At 69.6% G+C, this 14,342-nt stretch carries 17 protein-coding genes; 15 read left to right on the top strand and 2 right to left on the bottom strand.

What is annotated here, in order from left to right:
- Positions 1-44 precede the first annotated feature (44 nt).
- The 13 genes from urtB to ureG all read left to right on the top strand — a co-directional run bounded on the left by urtB (position 45) and on the right by ureG (position 11,456).
- Entirely contained in the window at positions 45-1,682 is a 1,638-nt protein-coding gene (gene urtB / locus AC1Z3O_RS12630; protein WP_483516060.1) for an urea ABC transporter permease subunit UrtB, read from the top strand.
- A complete protein-coding gene (urtC, locus tag AC1Z3O_RS12625; RefSeq protein ID WP_483517592.1) occupies positions 1,682-2,890 on the top strand; it encodes an urea ABC transporter permease subunit UrtC in 1,209 nt (402 codons plus the stop codon). Before urtB ends, urtC begins: the two co-directional genes overlap by 1 nt.
- An 8-nt stretch (positions 2,891-2,898) precedes the next feature.
- A complete protein-coding gene (urtD, locus tag AC1Z3O_RS12620) occupies positions 2,899-3,747 on the top strand; it encodes an urea ABC transporter ATP-binding protein UrtD (RefSeq protein WP_483517591.1) in 849 nt (282 codons plus the stop codon).
- Positions 3,748-3,749: 2 nt separating this feature from the next.
- Positions 3,750-4,442 (top strand): urea ABC transporter ATP-binding subunit UrtE, encoded by a 693-nt coding sequence (gene urtE, locus AC1Z3O_RS12615; RefSeq protein ID WP_483516059.1) that lies wholly within the window; start codon positions 3,750-3,752, stop codon positions 4,440-4,442.
- A gap of 185 nt (positions 4,443-4,627) precedes the next feature.
- A complete protein-coding gene (locus AC1Z3O_RS12610; protein ID WP_483516058.1) occupies positions 4,628-5,500 on the top strand; it encodes an urease accessory protein UreD in 873 nt (290 codons plus the stop codon).
- Between the two features lie 75 nt (positions 5,501-5,575).
- Complete coding sequence (locus AC1Z3O_RS12605) at positions 5,576-5,878, top strand: urease subunit gamma (protein ID WP_483516057.1); 303 nt, start codon at positions 5,576-5,578, stop codon at positions 5,876-5,878.
- Between the two features lie 133 nt (positions 5,879-6,011).
- Entirely contained in the window at positions 6,012-6,650 is a 639-nt protein-coding gene (locus AC1Z3O_RS12600; RefSeq protein WP_483516056.1) for a HupE/UreJ family protein, read from the top strand.
- 68 nt (positions 6,651-6,718) lie between these two features.
- The gene (locus AC1Z3O_RS12595) at positions 6,719-7,024 is read left to right on the top strand and encodes an urease subunit beta (protein WP_483516055.1); all 306 of its coding nucleotides are present in this window, start codon (positions 6,719-6,721) and stop codon (positions 7,022-7,024) included.
- Positions 7,024-8,742: an urease subunit alpha gene (gene ureC / locus AC1Z3O_RS12590; RefSeq protein ID WP_483516054.1), complete on the top strand. Its 1,719-nt coding sequence runs from the start codon at positions 7,024-7,026 to the stop codon at positions 8,740-8,742. The genes AC1Z3O_RS12595 and ureC overlap by 1 nt, the downstream gene beginning before the upstream one ends.
- A 37-nt stretch (positions 8,743-8,779) precedes the next feature.
- The gene (gene ureE, locus AC1Z3O_RS12585; protein ID WP_483516053.1) at positions 8,780-9,379 is read left to right on the top strand and encodes an urease accessory protein UreE; all 600 of its coding nucleotides are present in this window, start codon (positions 8,780-8,782) and stop codon (positions 9,377-9,379) included.
- Positions 9,380-9,484: 105 nt separating this feature from the next.
- Positions 9,485-10,114 carry an endonuclease domain-containing protein gene (locus AC1Z3O_RS12580; RefSeq protein WP_483516052.1) on the top strand — a complete coding sequence of 210 codons (630 nt, stop codon included), beginning with the start codon at positions 9,485-9,487 and terminating at the stop codon, positions 10,112-10,114.
- Entirely contained in the window at positions 10,111-10,803 is a 693-nt protein-coding gene (locus tag AC1Z3O_RS12575) for an urease accessory protein UreF (protein ID WP_483516051.1), read from the top strand. Before AC1Z3O_RS12580 ends, AC1Z3O_RS12575 begins: the two co-directional genes overlap by 4 nt.
- A 23-nt stretch (positions 10,804-10,826) precedes the next feature.
- Entirely contained in the window at positions 10,827-11,456 is a 630-nt protein-coding gene (gene ureG, locus AC1Z3O_RS12570; protein WP_483517590.1) for an urease accessory protein UreG, read from the top strand.
- On the opposite strand, the gene AC1Z3O_RS12565 is transcribed toward ureG, so the two are convergent.
- The gene (locus AC1Z3O_RS12565) at positions 11,425-11,748 is read right to left on the bottom strand and encodes a hypothetical protein (RefSeq protein ID WP_483516050.1); all 324 of its coding nucleotides are present in this window, start codon (positions 11,746-11,748) and stop codon (positions 11,425-11,427) included. The two genes, ureG and AC1Z3O_RS12565, sit on opposite strands and share 32 nt — an antisense overlap.
- Positions 11,749-11,888: 140 nt before the next feature.
- On the opposite strand from AC1Z3O_RS12565, the gene AC1Z3O_RS12560 reads away from it, so the two are divergent.
- A complete protein-coding gene (locus AC1Z3O_RS12560; protein ID WP_483516049.1) occupies positions 11,889-12,932 on the top strand; it encodes a threonine ammonia-lyase in 1,044 nt (347 codons plus the stop codon).
- 66 nt (positions 12,933-12,998) lie between these two features.
- Here the strand turns inward: AC1Z3O_RS12560 and AC1Z3O_RS12555 are convergent, their stop codons facing one another.
- Entirely contained in the window at positions 12,999-13,340 is a 342-nt protein-coding gene (locus AC1Z3O_RS12555; protein WP_483516048.1) for a helix-turn-helix domain-containing protein, read from the bottom strand.
- A 171-nt stretch (positions 13,341-13,511) separates the two neighbouring features.
- Here AC1Z3O_RS12555 and AC1Z3O_RS12550 point away from each other — a divergent pair, with 171 nt between their 5' ends.
- A complete protein-coding gene (locus AC1Z3O_RS12550) occupies positions 13,512-14,330 on the top strand; it encodes a hypothetical protein (RefSeq protein ID WP_483516047.1) in 819 nt (272 codons plus the stop codon).
- Positions 14,331-14,342: the final 12 nt, after the last annotated feature.

The raw sequence follows: 14,342 nt of genomic DNA, 5'->3' as shown, positions 1-14,342 counted from the left end.
CCGCCGCCGTTCGCCAAGCCAACTGCCGCAGATCGCTTCGAACCATGCTCCGAACCTCATTCCTGTCCGTCGTCCCGCGCCTGCGCGCCGCATTGGCGGCCGTGCTGCTGCTGGCCGCGCCGCTGCTGCATGCGGCGGCGCTCACGCAGGCCGACCTCAAGCCGCTGGCCGGGGACGACTTCGATGCCAAGAGCGCGGCCATCGCCGCGCTGGCCAGGGCGCCGGCCGAGCAGGCGGGCCCGATCCTGAAGGCCTTGCAGGAGGATGCGCTGCAGTACGCGCCCTCCGCCGGCATGGTGATCCAGGACGGCGACAAGATTCGCGACGCCGTCAGCGGCAGGCCCGTCGCGCTCAAGCCGGACGAGCTGGAATCCCTGACGCTGAACAACAGCCTGCGCGCCCAGGTCGACAGCGCGGCCAGCAGCCTGCTGCTGCAGTCGCCCGACATCGCCGTGCGCACGCAGGCGATCGACACGTTGCTCGACCAGCCCGACAGCGCCTCGCGCGAGGCGGTCGAGGCCGCGCGCAAGGTGGAGGCCGATGCGACGCTGCGCGCCAAGCTGGACGTGATCTGGGCCAGTGCCGCGCTGACCGACCCGGACCGCAACGCCCGCCTGGAGGCGATCCGCATCCTCGGGCGCGATGACAATCCGCACAACCGCCTCAAGCTCAAGCCCTTCGTCAAGCGCGACGCCGCTGGCCAGTACCGCGAGCCGGATGCCGAACTGCGCCTGGCCGCGGAGCAGGCGCTCGATGCGCTGCGCACCGAGCAGCGCCGCGCCGAACTGATCGGCAACCTGTTCGCCGGCCTGAGCCTGGGCAGCGTGCTGCTGCTGGCCGCGCTGGGGCTGGCCATCACCTACGGGCTGATCGGCGTAATCAATATGGCGCACGGCGAGTTCCTGATGATCGGCGCCTATGCCACCTACGCGGTGCAGACGGTGTTCCGCGCGCATTTTCCCGGCGCCTTCGAGTGGTACCTGCTGGCCGCGCTGCCGGCGGCCTTCTTCGCCTCGGCGCTGGTCGGCTTCGTGCTGGAGCGGCTGGTGCTGCGCCATCTGTACGGCCGTCCGCTGGAAACGCTGCTGGCCACCTTCGGCGTCAGCCTGCTGCTGATGCAGGCGGTGCGCACGCTGTTCGGCGCTCAGAACGTCGAGGTGGCCAACCCGGCCTGGATGAGCGGCGGCTTTGCGTGGCTGCCCGGCCTGGTGATTCCGTACAACCGCATCGTCATCGTGGCGTTCGCACTGGCGGTGGTGGTGGTGGCCTGGGGCGTGCTCAACCGCACGCGGCTGGGCCTGTTCGTGCGGGCCACCACGCAGAACCGCACCATGGCGGCCTGCGTGGGCGTGCGTACCTGGCAGGTGGACAGCTATGCCTTCGCCTTCGGCGCCGGCATCGCCGGCCTGGGCGGCTGCGCGCTGTCGCAGATCGGCAATGTGGGGCCCGACCTCGGCCAAGCCTACATCATCGACTCCTTCATGGTGGTGGTGCTGGGCGGCGTCGGCCAGCTCGCGGGCACCATCGTCGGGGCCTTCGGCCTCGGCCTCGTCAACAAGTTCATCGAGCCCTTCTATGGCGCGGTGCTGGCCAAGATCTTCGTCCTGGTGCTGATCGTGCTCTTCATCCAGAAGCGCCCGCAGGGACTGTTCGCGCTCAAGGGGCGCAGCGCGGAGGCATGATGCAGGGTTCCTTCTCTCGCTCTTCCCATGGTTTCCGGCTGGATGTGCCGGCGCGCCAGCCGCTGTTCTCGCCGCGCGGCTGGATGGCGCTGGCCGTGCTCGCCGCCATTGCCGGCATCGGCGTGCCGCTGTGCGCGCTGGTGCTGCCCCCCGGCCACCCGCTGCACCTGTCGGCCTACGCGCTGACGCTGGTCGGCAAGATCATGTGCTATGCGCTAGCGGCCATCGCGCTGGACCTGGTGTGGGGCTACTGCGGCATCCTGAGCCTGGGCCACGGCCTTTTCTTCGCGCTCGGCGGCTATGCGATGGGCATGTACCTGATGCGTGCCATCGGCCGCGAGGGCGTGTACAGGAGCGATCTGCCCGATTTCATGGTCTTCCTCGACTGGAAGGAACTGCCGTGGTTCTGGCACGGCACCGAGCACATGGGGTACGCGCTCGCGCTGGTGGTGCTGCTGCCGGGCGTGCTGGCCTGGCTGTTCGGCTTCTTCGCCTTCCGTTCGCGCATCAAGGGCGTCTACTTGTCCATCATCACGCAGGCCCTGACCTATGCGGCCATGCTGCTGTTCTTCCGCAACGAGACCGGCTTCGGCGGCAACAACGGCTTCACCGATTTCAAGCGCATCGGCGGCTTCGCCATCGCTGCGCCGCAGACACGCACCGCGCTGTTCGTACTGAGCTTCGTGGCGCTGCTGGCGGGCCTCATCGCCTGCCGGGCCATTGTCACTTCCAAGCTGGGCCGGGTGGTGACCGCGGTGCGCGACGCCGAGACGCGCGTGATGTTCTCGGGCTACAGCCCGCTCGGCTACAAGCTCTTCGTCTGGACCTTCTCGGCCGTGCTGTGCGGCATCGCCGGCGCGCTTTATGTGCCGCAGGTCGGCATCATCAACCCGGGCGAGATGTCTCCCGCCAACTCGATCGAGATGGCGGTGTGGGTGGCCGTGGGCGGGCGCGGCACGCTGGTGGGCCCCGTGGTCGGCGCCTTCCTGGTCAATGGGGCCAAGACATTGTTCACGGCCTATTTCGCCGAGTACTGGCTATTCCTGCTGGGGGCGATGTTCGTGCTGGTCACGCTCTATCTGCCGGACGGCGTGCTGGGTTTGTTCAAGCGGTTGCGCGGCGTACGCCGGCCGGCAGCGCCGGCCGCGGTGGCTGCAGTGGCCACCGCGCCGGCGGCGGGCGCCAGTCGAAGCGGAGGGGAAGCATGAGTGCGGCGATGCATGCAGAAGGGGATGCCGGCCTGGTAGAGAGCGGCGACGCGACTGGCCTGGGACGGGTGCTCGAGCCCGGCGTCATCGATGTCTCGCACGGTCCCATTCTCTACCTGGAGGACGTGACCGTGCGCTTCGACGGCTTCCGCGCGCTGAACAAGCTGACGCTGTCGATCGACCACGGCGAGCTGCGCTGCGTGATCGGTCCCAACGGCGCCGGCAAGACCACCATGATGGACGTCATCACCGGCAAGACCGGTCCGCGCAATGCCAATGTCGGCGGCCGCGTCTTCCTCGGCCAGACCATCGACCTGATGCGCATGACCGAGCCGCAGATCGCGCAGGCGGGCATCGGCCGCAAGTTCCAGAAGCCCACCGTGTTCGAGCAGCATGCGGTGTGGGAAAACCTGGAGCTGGCGATGAAGGCCGACAAGCGCTGGTGGGCGACGCTGCGCGCACGGCTGGACGGCGGCGGGCGAGGGCGCATCGAACAAACGCTGGCGCTGACCGGCCTGGAGGACGAGGCCTACCGTCCCGCCGGCCTGCTGTCGCACGGGCAGAAGCAGCGCCTGGAGATCGGCATGCTGCTGATGCAGCAGCCGCAGCTCTTGCTGCTCGACGAGCCGGTGGCGGGCATGACGGACGAGGAAACCATGCAACTCGCGGCGCTGCTGAACGGCCTGCGCGGCAGCTGCTCGATGATGGTGGTGGAGCACGACATGGAGTTCGTGGCAGCGCTGGCCGGCGACGGCGGCAAGGTCACGGTGCTGGCCGAAGGCAGCGTGCTGGCCGAGGGCACGCTGGATGCGGTAAAGCGCGACGAGCGCGTGATCGAATCCTATCTGGGGCGCTGAAGATGCTGCAGGTCAATGCTTTGAACCAGTTCTACGGCGGCAGCCACATCCTGCGCGACGTCAGCTTCGAGGTGCCGCAAGGCCGGCTGACCACCCTGCTGGGCCGCAACGGCGTGGGCAAGAGCACGCTGCTCAAGTGCCTGATGGGCGTGGTGCCCACGCGCAGCGGCAGCATCCATTGGGATGGCCGCGCGCTGGAGAAAAAGCCGCCCTACGAGCGGGTGGCAGCCGGGCTGGCCTATGTGCCGCAGGGGCGGGAGATCTTCCCGCGCCTGACCGTGGAAGAGAACCTGCTGATCGGTGCGGCCAGCCGCGCGCGTCCGGCCGGCGTGCCGGAGCGCATCTACGCGCTCTTCCCGGTCCTGCGCACCATGCGCCAGCGCCGCGGCGGCGACCTGTCCGGCGGCCAGCAGCAGCAACTGGCGATCGGCCGGGCGCTGATGAGCGAACCCGGCCTGCTGATCCTGGACGAACCGACCGAGGGCATTCAGCCCTCGATCATCCAGGACATCGGGCGCGCGCTGCGGCTGCTGGTCGACGAGTTCGGCATGACGGTGCTGCTGGTGGAGCAGTACTACGAGTTCGCCCGCGACCTGGCCGACCACTATGTGGTGATGAGCCGCGGCGAGGTGGTGGCCAGGGGGGCGGGTGCGGACATGGAGCGCGATGGCGTGCACGAATTGATCGCGGTCTGATCTTGTCCGGCACCTCGCGCCCGGCACCTTGCCGCATCGCAGTCCCGGTCCCGGTCCCGTTCGCGGGCCTGGTCGCGGGCGGGGAGCAGGCCTACCGGGTGCGCAGGCGCCGCGCTATGATGGCCGCAGCGCTGCTGCCGGTACACCGGCAGCCGTCCGCGTCACCCAACACGCGACTCATCCCCATGCGCCATCCCGATTTTCCACCCGCCGTCGCCGCGCCCGGAGCCTGGCAGGCCAGCCTGCGCCTGCGTTTTGCGGCGCGCGGCGAGCGTACCGTGCTGGCCGAGCGCCGCCACCGGGGCCCGCTGCTGGTGCAGAAGCCGCTCTATCCGGAGGGGGCGCCTTGTCACGCGGTGATCCTGCATCCGCCCGCGGGCATTGCCGGCGGCGATGTGCTGGACATCGAGGTGGCGCTGGAGCCGGGTGCGCACGGCGTGCTGGCCACGCCTGGCGCCACCAAGTGGTACAAGTCGCTCGGCCGCGAGGCCGTGCAGCGCGTGACTCTACGCGTGGCGCCGGGCGCGCGGCTGGACTGGCTGCCGCAGGAGAACATCGTCTACGACGATGCGCGCGCGCGCATTGCCACGCGCGTCGAGGTGGCGTCGGGCGGCAGCGCGATCGGCTGGGACGCGCTGGTGCTGGGCCGCCGCGCCTCCGGCGAAAACTGGTCCAGCGGCTCGGTGTGGCTGGACACCTGGATCGGCGGCACGGAGCGCGCGCAGTGGATCGAGCAGGCGCATGTCGAGGCCGGCTCGCCGCTGCGCGATGCGCTGGCGGGCATGGACGGGCTGGGCGTGATGGGCACGCTGTGGGCGGTGGGCGAGGGCGCCACGCCCGAGCTGGCGGAGCGGCTGGCCGAAATCCTGCCTTACACGCCGGCGCTGCGTGCCGGCGTGAGCTGCCTGCCGGCGGCGGGCGGCCAGCCGATGCTGCTGCTGCGCGTGCTGGGCGAGCGGATGGAAGCGGTGCGCCACTTGCTGGTGGCCGCGTGGACGCTGCTGCGCGAGCCGCTGCACGGCGTGCAGGCGCGGCCACTGCGCTTGTGGGCTACCTGAGCGTCGGCGCGGCCCCAAGGCGGCGCGCTTGACGGACTGGACGCAGGGAACAAGAGGAAGAAAAGGAGCGATACGATGGAACTGACGCCACGCGAGAAGGACAAGCTGCTGATCTTCACCGCCGCGCTGCTGGCCGAGCGCCGCCGCGCGCGCGGGCTGAAGCTGAACTACCCGGAGGCGGTGGCCCTGATCACCGCGGCCATCATGGAAGGCGCGCGCGATGGCCGCACCGTGGCCGAGCTGATGCACGAAGGCACCACCGTGCTGACCCGCGAGGACGTGATGGAAGGCGTGGCCGAGATGATCCCGGAGATCCAGGTGGAGGCGACCTTCCCGGACGGCACCAAGCTGGTCACCGTGCATCACCCGATCGTCTGAGCCGGCCCGGCATCGGGGCGCATCGTGGGGGACCTGCATCCTCCGCGCGTCCCAACGCCGAAGCGGGCGACCGTATTCGATATCTGCATCTGATCACTGCAACCGACAATCGCATCCGACCAGAGAGACTCGCATGAACCGCACCTCCGCCAACACCCTTCGCGCGCGCCTGGCCGTCGGCATCACGCTCACGCTCGCCACCGCCTCGGCCTTCGCCCATCCGGGGCATGACGCCGCCACCGTCGGCGCCAGCCTGTGGGCGGGGCTGCTGCATCCCTTCACCGGGCTGGACCACCTGCTGGCGATGACTGCGGTCGGGGTTTGGAGCGCGCAGGGCGAACAGTCTTCGCAGTACAGGGGGCCTGCCGCCGTACTGCGTCTGCCGCTCGTCTTCGTCGCGCTGATGCTGGCGGGCGCCGCGCTGGGATTGGCCGGTTTCGGCCTGCCGGCGGTGGAGCCGATGATCGCCGCCTCGCTGCTGGTGATCGGCCTGCTGGTGGCGGCGCGCGCCGCGCTGCCGGGCTGGGCCGGCATGGCCATCGTCGGTGGCTTCGCGCTGTTCCATGGCGATGCGCACGGCGCCGAACTGCCCGCGGGCGCCGCCGCGCTGCCGGCCACGCTGGCTTATGTGGCCGGCTTCGCCAGCGCCACGATGGCGCTGCACCTGTCGGGGATCGGCCTGGGTAGCGTGCTGCGGCGGCAGGCGGGCTGGCTGATGCGCGCGGCCGGTGCGGGCGTGGCGCTGTACGGCGCCGGCCTGCTTGCAGCGTGAGCGCACCGCGCGCAGCCACGGCCAGTGAGGACGGACGAGCGAGACATGGACAAGCGGAGGATGCCAGCATGATTCCCGGCGAATTGATGCCCGCCGAGGGCGAGATCGAACTCAACGCGGGACGGCCCACCGTCACCGTGACGGTGGCCAACACCGGCGACCGGCCCATCCAGGTCGGCTCGCATTTCCACTTCTACGAGACCAATGCCGCGCTCGACTTCGACCGCGAGGCCACGCGTGGCTTCCGGCTGAACATCGCCGCCGGCACCGCCGTGCGCTTCGAGCCCGGCCAGAGCCGCACCGTGGAACTGGTGGCGCTGGACGGTGCGCGCATCGTCTATGGCTTCAACGGCAAGATCATGGGAGCGCTGTGATGAGCGTAAAGATCTCCAGGCAGGCCTATGCCGAGATGTTCGGCCCCACCACCGGCGACCGTGTGCGGCTGGCCGACACGGGGCTGGTGATCGAGGTGGAGAAGGACTACACCGTCTACGGCGAGGAAGTGAAGTTCGGCGGCGGCAAGGTGATCCGCGACGGCATGGGCCAGAGCCAGCGCATGGCGGCCGATTGCGTCGACACCGTCATCACCAATGCGCTGATCGTCGACCACTGGGGCATCGTCAAGGCCGACATCGGCCTCAAGGGCGGGCGCATCGCCGCCATCGGCAAGGCGGGCAACCCGGACATCCAGCCGGCCGTCACCATCGTGGTCGGTCCCGGCACGGAGGTGATCGCGGGCGAGGGCATGATCGTCACCGCCGGCGGCATCGACAGCCACATCCACTTCATCTGCCCGCAGCAGATCGAGGAGGCGCTGATGAGCGGCGTCACCACCATGATCGGCGGCGGCACCGGGCCGGCCACCGGCACCTTCGCCACCACCGTCACGCCGGGGCCCTGGTATATGAGCCGGATGCTGCAGGCGGCGGACGCCTATCCGATGAACATCGGCTTTCTCGGCAAGGGCAACGCCAGCCAGCCGGGGCCGCTGGCCGAGCAGATCGAGGCTGGCGCCATCGGCCTCAAGCTGCACGAGGACTGGGGCACCACGCCACAGGCCATCGACACCTGCCTGGGCGTGGCCGATGCCACCGACACCCAGGTGGCGATCCACACCGACACGCTGAACGAGGCGGGCTTCGTCGAGGCCACCATCGCGGCCTTCAAGGGCCGCACCATCCATACCTACCACACCGAAGGCGCCGGCGGCGGCCACGCGCCCGACATCATCAAGGTATGCGGCGAGGCCAATGTGCTGCCCTCGTCGACCAACCCGACGCGGCCTTATACCGTCAACACGCTCGACGAGCATCTCGACATGCTGATGGTCTGCCACCACCTGGACCCGGCCATTGCTGAGGACATCGCCTTTGCCGAGAGCCGCATCCGCCGCGAGACCATCGCCGCCGAGGACATCCTGCACGACCTGGGCGCCTTCTCGATGATCTCCAGCGATTCCCAGGCCATGGGCCGCGTCGGCGAGGTCATCATCCGCACCTGGCAGACCGCGCACAAGATGGCGGCCCAGCGCGGCAAGCTGCCGGGCGACCCGCACGACTCTCGCGGCGGGCACGACAACTTCCGCGTCAAGCGCTATATCGCCAAGTACACCATCAACCCGGCGCTCACGCACGGCATCGCGCACGAGGTGGGCTCCATCGCAGTCGGCAAGTGGGCCGACCTGGTGCTGTGGAAGCCGGCCTTCTTTGGCGTCAAGCCCAGCCTGATCCTGAAGGGCGGCATGATCGCCGCGGCCGCGATGGGCGATCCCAACGCCTCCATCCCCACGCCGCAGCCGGTGCACTACCGCCCCATGTTCGCCGCCGCCGGCGGGGCGCTGCACCAGTCCTCGCTGACCTTCGTCTCGCGGGCCGCGCTGGCCGCCGGCGTGGGTGAGCGCTATGGCCTGCGCAAGGTGCTGTCGGCGGTACGCGGCACACGTACCGTCAGCAAGCGCGACATGGTGCACAATGACTGGCAGCCACACGTCACGGTCGACCCGGAGACCTACCAGGTGGTGGCCGATGGCCAGCTTCTCATGTGCGAGCCGGCCACGGTGCTGCCGCTGGCGCAGCGATATTTCCTCTTCTGACGCGGCACTGCGGCGCCGCGCCTCGTCCAGGCCTGTCATGCAAACGATCTCCAAACATCTCAGCGCGCCGCACGGCATCGCCCCCGTGCTGGTCAAGCGCTCGCCCAAGCTGGTGCTGCCCTTCGGCGACCGCAGCAAAAGCCGCCTGCGGGCCACGCTCGACAACGGCGAGGAAGTGGCGCTGTTCCTGCCACGCGGCACCGTGCTGCGCGGCGGCGACCTGCTGGTGACCGAGTCCGGCACCTTCGTCGAGGTGCTGGCGGCGCCCGAAAGCGTACTGCATGTGACGGCAGCCGACCCGCTGGCACTGATGCGGGCCGCCTACCACCTCGGCAATCGCCACACGCCGGTGGAAGTGGGGCGCGACTACCTGCGCCTGGAGTACGACCCGGTGCTGGCCGATATGCTGGCGCGGCTGGGCGTGCATGCCGAGCGGGCCGAGCTGCCGTTCGAGCCGGAGGCGGGCGCCTATGGCGGCGGGCACAAGCACGGGCACGACGCGACCTTCGCGGAGGACTATGCGGCGGCGCAGGCGGTGTTTCATGAGCATCATGGGCACGATCACGATCATGGGCACTCGCACCCGCACGGCGAGCATGACCACGTGCATGACGAGCATTGCGGGCACAAGTCCTGAGGGGCTTCGCGCGGACGCATGAAGAAGCGATCGCCTGCTGCATTGCCGATACCGGAACTCCCCTCTCCCGCTGGCGGGAGAGGGGCGGGGGGAGAGGGCGGGCGCGTGCCGAAGCCACAGTTCATCCGCAATCTGAGAGCGAGCCAGACACAGGCAGAGCAGCGTCTCTGGTACCACTTTCGTGCGCATCGCTTCATGGGGCTGAAGTTCAAGCGGCAAAAGCAGCTGGGGCCCTATATCGTGGATTTCGTCTGCATGGAGCTGAAGCTGGTGGTCGAGGCAGATGGTGGGCAGCATGGCGACGAAACCGATGCGCGCCGCGACGCCTGGTTCGCGCGCAACGGCTTCACCGTGCTGCGGTTCTGGAACAACGAGGTGCTCAGGCAAACGGAATCCGTGCTGGAAAAGGTGCGCGAGGTGGCGATGCGGCTCGGGCACGTGGATGCGCCGGCCCTCTCCCCCGGCCCCTCTCCCGCAAGCGGGAGAGGGGAGCAAACCTGCAGTAGAGTGAAGCACGGCGCGCAGCGCGGGCGGGCCGGGAAGCGTGAGGCGACAGAGTCGGCGCGCGTCGGATGCCTGGGCGCACTGGCCGAAGCCGCCACCGCCAAAGCGACCGATCTCCCCTCTCCCGCTAGCGGGAGAGGGGATGGGGGAGAGGGCAGGCGCTCGCCAGAGCTGCCGGACGCCGAATCTGCAACGGTGGGGTCATCCCGCATCAAGAAGCCCCAACCATGACCTCACTCCCCCAACTCATCTCCCTGCTCCACCTCGCCTCGCCCGCGCTGCCCATCGGCGGCTTCAGCTATTCGCAGGGCCTGGAAGCGGCCATCGACTGCGGCCTGGTAAGCGATGCCGACAGCGCCGCGCGCTGGATCCACGACAACCTCCTGCACGTGCAGTCCCAGTGCGAGGCGCCACTGTGGCTGCTGCTGCATCGCGCCTGGCGCAATGGCGATCACCCAGGCGTGCGGCATTGGAACGACTGGTTCCACGCCACGCGCGAGACCGCCGAGCTGCGGGTCGAGACCGAGCAGATGGGCTGGTCGCTGGCGCGGCTGCTGGCGCAGATGGGTTGGGGCGATGAGGCGTTGCGCGGCGGGCTGGCCGGCCTGTCGCCGGTCTGCCTGCCCACTGCCTTCACCGCCGCCTGCGTGGCACTGCAGGTGGAGGAGGGCGACGGCCTGGCGGCCTATTGCTTCAGCTGGGCCGAGAACCAGGTGGCGGCGGCGCTCAAGGCGGTGCCGCTCGGCCAAGTGGCGGGGCAGCACATCCTGCGCCGCTTGCACGGCGTGGTGCTCGAGGTCGTGGCAGCGGCGCAGCGCCGCGCCGCCGACGGAGAGTCGGGGCTGTCCACCTTCTCGCCCATGCTTGGCCTGCTGTCGGCACGCCACGAGACCCAGTATTCCCGGCTATTCCGTTCCTGAGACAGATTTCCAGAGGCAGATCCATCATGAGCACCCGCACCAAGAAAAATCCTCCGCTGCGTGTCGGCGTGGGCGGCCCGGTCGGCTCCGGCAAGACCACCTTGCTGGAAATGCTGTGCAAGGCCATGCGTGACCGCTACGACCTGGTCGCCATCACCAACGACATCTACACCAAGGAAGACCAGCGCCTGCTGACCCTCTCCGGCGCGCTGCCGGCCGAGCGCATCATGGGGGTGGAGACGGGCGGCTGTCCGCACACCGCCATCCGCGAGGACGCCTCGATCAATCTCGAAGCCGTGGACCGCATGCTGGCGAGGTTTCCCGATGCTGACGTGGTCTTCATCGAGTCGGGCGGCGACAACCTGGCGGCCACCTTCAGCCCCGAGCTGTCGGACCTGACCATCTACGTGATCGACGTGGCCGGTGGCGAGAAGATCCCGCGCAAGGGCGGGCCCGGCATCACCAAGTCCGATCTGCTGGTGATCAACAAGACCGACCTCGCGCCTTATGTGGGCGCCTCGCTGGAAGTCATGGAGAGCGACTCTCGCAAGATGCGCGGCGAGCGGCCCTTCGTGATGGGCAGCATCAAGTCGGGCCAGGGGCTGGACGAGGTGATCCGCTTCATCGAGCGCGCGGGGATGCTCGGCGTCTAGCGAACTGCTCGCCATTGCGCTGGCCGCGCGGCTTGGCGGCGGACGGAGTCATCGGGCAATCCTGCGGCTGCCGGGCCGCCAAGCCAGCCGCACCACTTGCCAGCGCGGCGGGCGCTTTGGCATACTGCAGCTCTATGCCTTCCACGCCGACCGCCTCCTTCGCACGTCGCGCCGACACCGTCCACGGTGGCGGCGGCGCTTGCTGCGCGGTCGCCGCTGCCGCACGCCATGCGGCGTCGGGCATCGCCGCCTCGTCCGAGGCCGGCGTCTCCCTCTCCATCGCTTCGATCATTCGAATTATTTCGGGTCGCTGAGCTGCGGCTTCGGCCGGTGCTTGGTGGCCCCAGTCCGGGCGCGCGCGCGGTTTTTCCGCGCGCCGTCGCCGTCCGCGTCCCGAATCCGAACGAACCGAATGCATCGATGGAGAATCCCATGTCCAATCTGCTCGACCTGCCGCAGCAACTCGCCCACCTGTATGCCCCGTATCCCACGCTGGCGGAGATCGAGGCCACCGCGGCGCGCCTGCGTGGCAAGGTCCTGCCCACCCCGGTCTGGCAATGGCAGGCCGGCGAGCTTCCCGCGCGACTGCACCCAGCCACCGAGGTCTGGCTCAAGCTGGAGCTGTTCCAGCTCACCGGCACTTTCAAGCTGCGCGGCGCGCTCAACAGCATCCTGCAGCTCGACGGCCCGGCGCGCGAGCGCGGCGTGGTCGCCGCCAGCGCGGGCAACCACGCCATGGCGGTGGCCTACGCGGCCCGCGTGGCCGGCGTCGGCGCGAGGCTGGCGATGCCGGCCAGCGCCAGCCCGGCCCGGGTCGATGCGTGCCGCGCCTGGGGCGCCGAGGTGGAGCTGCTGCCCGACGTGCACGCGGCCTTCGCGCGCGCGGACGAACTGGTGGTGCAGGAGGGGCGCACCATGGTCCATCCCTATGACGGCCCGCTGATCGCGCAGGGTACCGGCACGGTCGGGCTGGAATTGATGCGGCAGGTGCCTGCGCTGGATGCGGTGGTGGTGCCGGTGGGCGGCGGCGGCCTGTGCGCGGGCATCGCCGCGGCCGTCAAGCAGATCAATCCGGCCTGCCGCGTCTATGGCGTCGAGCCGGAGGGCGCCGATGCGATGTCGCGCAGCTTCGAGGCCGGCGCGCCGCAGCGGCTCGCGCGCGTGCAGACCATTGCCGACAGCCTGGGCGCGCCCTACGCGCTGCCCTACAGCTATGGCGTATGCCGCCGCTTTGCCGATGCCATGGTGCGCGTCAGCGACGACCAGCTGCGCGCGGCCATGCGCTGGCTGTACCGCGACATGAAGCTGGCTGTCGAGCCTGCCACCGCGGCTTCGACCGCGGCGCTGATGGGGCCGCTGCGCGCAGCGCTGGACGGCAAGCGCGTGGCGCTGATCCTGTGCGGGGCCAACCTGGATGCGGCCACGTTCTCGCGTCACCTCGCCGACGCCGAAACCCAGGCCGCGGCGGCCGCCTAGGCTGCAAGCAGAGCGATGTATGCGAGGGGAGCGATGAAAGCAGCGAAAGGGTGAGTGCGTCGACGCTCAGCGCGCGCTGCCTTTATTGGCGAGGGCGCGCGCGACGGCGGCCACCACATCCTGCTCGCTGTCGGACAGCGCCGACATATAGCGCAGCGTGGCCTGCTGGGCGGGGTTCTTGCCGGCACGGAAGGGCGCGCGCTTCTGCTCCAGCAGCAGCTGAGTGGCGGGGGATTCGCCGAAGCGCATCAGGTCGCTGGGCGGCACGCCCAGCGTGTCTGCCAGCGCGCAGATATTGATCAGGGCCACGTTGCGCACGCCGCGTTCGATGCCACTGACGTAGGAGCGCGCCAATCCGCTCTCAAGCGCCAGCTTTTCCTGAGACCAACCTCGCTGCTTTCGCAGCATGGCTAGTTGTTGTCCGAACAGCTTCAAAGGCGCACCGACCATGATCCTGGCAGTAATAGAGTCGGTCAGAGGCTAAGGGTTTGACCTTGCCTGAGCGACAACTTATAGTGGCACGCACTATCGGTTACAGCCGCTACATTCTTTAGGGGCTGGCCGCGCGAGGAGCGTGCCATGCAGATCCTGTCTCTCTTCGATGCACCGTTCGGCGAGGCGCCGGGCGCCGTCGGTCCGCGTGTTGGCTTGCGTGCCCGTATGTTGCCGGGCGATGCGCAGTACAGCGCAACCGACTACCTGCTGTTGCGCGAGGGCGAGTCGCAGGAGGGCGTGGTGGCGGCCGGGCAGCAATGGTGGGCCTGCCTGCGCGGCGCGCTGGCGCTGGCGCTCGATGGCGACGGTGGGATCGTGCTGATGGGCGCGGGCGACCTGCTGGCGCCGCCCAGCGGCGGCGTGCTGCGGGTGCGCGCGCTGCTCGACAGCGTGCTGGTGTGTGCCGCGCCGGTGCACGCCGCGCCCATGGGCAAGAGCCATGGCGATGCGAGCTGGGACGGTGGCACGCTGCTGCGCGCGGACCAGGCCTTCCTGGCGCTGGATGGCGAGCACGCCCGCGGCCCGGGCGAGACAGGCAGCACCACAGGCGGCACCGCGCTGCGCGACCATGCGGCCCTGGCTACCCTGCGGCGCGGCGACACCGGCTGGGCCGATGCGCTGGCACGGCGCGGGCTGTGCTGGGCGGCGTGCTATCGGGGGACGCTGCGCCTGCAGTGGTGGCCGGAGGCGACGGCGGCCGGTCTCGACGATTGCGCCGATTGCGCCGATCGGATGGCGGACGCGGCAGGGAATGATGCGGAAGCGGGGCAGGCGCGGGAGGCCTACCTGCAGCCCGGCATGGTCTATGTGCCCGAGGCCGGCGAGGCGTATCGCATCGAAGCCTTGTCGGAGCCCGCGGGCCTTCTGTGCGGCCTGCACCCGGCGCTGCGGGCCGCGGACTGAATGGGGCCCGCA

This window comes from Cupriavidus sp. 09_S30, from assembly GCF_056930435.1.
This window is presented reverse-complemented; position numbering and strand designations above follow the sequence as displayed.

Coding starts and splice junctions, on each gene's coding strand:
- AC1Z3O_RS12560 (WP_483516049.1), top strand. CDS start 11,889: ATGTCCAATCTGCTCGACCTGCCGCAGCAACTCGCCCACCTGTATGCC.
- AC1Z3O_RS12565 (WP_483516050.1), bottom strand. CDS start 11,748: ATGATCGAAGCGATGGAGAGGGAGACGCCGGCCTCGGACGAGGCGGCG.
- urtE (WP_483516059.1), top strand. CDS start 3,750: ATGCTGCAGGTCAATGCTTTGAACCAGTTCTACGGCGGCAGCCACATC.
- AC1Z3O_RS12550 (WP_483516047.1), top strand. CDS start 13,512: ATGCAGATCCTGTCTCTCTTCGATGCACCGTTCGGCGAGGCGCCGGGC.
- AC1Z3O_RS12600 (WP_483516056.1), top strand. CDS start 6,012: ATGAACCGCACCTCCGCCAACACCCTTCGCGCGCGCCTGGCCGTCGGC.
- urtC (WP_483517592.1), top strand. CDS start 1,682: ATGCAGGGTTCCTTCTCTCGCTCTTCCCATGGTTTCCGGCTGGATGTG.
- AC1Z3O_RS12605 (WP_483516057.1), top strand. CDS start 5,576: ATGGAACTGACGCCACGCGAGAAGGACAAGCTGCTGATCTTCACCGCC.
- AC1Z3O_RS12555 (WP_483516048.1), bottom strand. CDS start 13,340: ATGCTGCGAAAGCAGCGAGGTTGGTCTCAGGAAAAGCTGGCGCTTGAG.
- ureE (WP_483516053.1), top strand. CDS start 8,780: ATGCAAACGATCTCCAAACATCTCAGCGCGCCGCACGGCATCGCCCCC.
- AC1Z3O_RS12610 (WP_483516058.1), top strand. CDS start 4,628: ATGCGCCATCCCGATTTTCCACCCGCCGTCGCCGCGCCCGGAGCCTGG.
- ureC (WP_483516054.1), top strand. CDS start 7,024: ATGAGCGTAAAGATCTCCAGGCAGGCCTATGCCGAGATGTTCGGCCCC.
- AC1Z3O_RS12595 (WP_483516055.1), top strand. CDS start 6,719: ATGATTCCCGGCGAATTGATGCCCGCCGAGGGCGAGATCGAACTCAAC.
- urtD (WP_483517591.1), top strand. CDS start 2,899: ATGCATGCAGAAGGGGATGCCGGCCTGGTAGAGAGCGGCGACGCGACT.
- urtB (WP_483516060.1), top strand. CDS start 45: ATGCTCCGAACCTCATTCCTGTCCGTCGTCCCGCGCCTGCGCGCCGCA.
- AC1Z3O_RS12575 (WP_483516051.1), top strand. CDS start 10,111: ATGACCTCACTCCCCCAACTCATCTCCCTGCTCCACCTCGCCTCGCCC.